Below are 977 nucleotides of genomic sequence, written 5' to 3'. Positions count from 1 at the left end.
GACCGCGAGAAGGCGCTCGACGCCGCGCTCGCACAGATTGAACGGCAGTTCGGCAAGGGCGCGGTGATGCGCCTGGGCGAGCGGCCGAACGAGCCCGTCGAGGTGATCCCGACCGGGTCGACCGCTCTGGACGTGGCGCTGGGGGTGGGCGGTCTGCCGCGCGGCCGGGTGGTGGAGGTCTACGGGCCGGAGTCCTCCGGCAAGACGACCCTGACCCTGCACGCGGTGGCCAACGCCCAGCGGATGGGCGGCACGGTGGCCTTCGTCGACGCCGAGCACGCGCTGGACCCGGAGTACGCCAAGCGGCTGGGGGTGGACGTGGACTCGCTGATCCTGTCCCAGCCCGACAACGGTGAGCAGGCGCTGGAGATCACCGACATGCTCATCCGCTCCGGGGCGCTGGACCTGATCGTGATCGACTCGGTGGCCGCGCTGGTGCCGCGCGCGGAGATCGAGGGGGAGATGGGCGACTCGCACGTGGGTCTGCAGGCCCGGCTGATGAGCCAGGCGCTGCGCAAGATCACCGGTGCGCTCAGCCAGTCCAAGACCACCGCCATCTTCATCAACCAGCTCCGCGAGAAGGTCGGCGTGATGTTCGGGTCGCCGGAGACGACGACCGGTGGGCGGGCGCTGAAGTTCTACGCCTCGGTGCGGTTGGACATCCGCCGGATCGAGACGCTCAAGGACGGTACCGATGCGGTGGGCAACCGGACCCGGGTGAAGGTGGTCAAGAACAAGGTGGCGCCGCCGTTCAAGCAGGCGGAGTTCGACATCCTGTACGGGGTGGGGATCAGCCGGGAGGGCGGGCTGATCGACATGGGGGTGGAGCACGGCTTCATCCGCAAGTCGGGTGCCTGGTACACCTATGAGGGCGATCAGCTGGGGCAGGGCAAGGAGAACGCCCGGAACTTCCTGCGGGACAATCCGGATCTGGCCGACGAGATCGAGAAGAAGATCAAGGAGAAGCTCGGCATCGG

The 977-nt window shown here is 68.3% G+C and carries 1 protein-coding gene; it reads left to right on the top strand.

The annotated features are described in order from the left end of the window. Positions 1-977 (top strand): recombinase RecA (recA, locus tag IQ279_RS27505; protein WP_206352039.1); only part of this gene is annotated, 977 nt, incomplete at both ends.

Source organism: Streptomyces verrucosisporus, from assembly GCF_017114865.1.
In the GTDB taxonomy this organism is placed as follows: domain Bacteria; phylum Actinomycetota; class Actinomycetes; order Streptomycetales; family Streptomycetaceae; genus Streptomyces; species Streptomyces fenghuangensis.
Note: the sequence above shows the minus strand (reverse complement) of the source record. Positions and strands in the feature narration are given on the sequence as shown.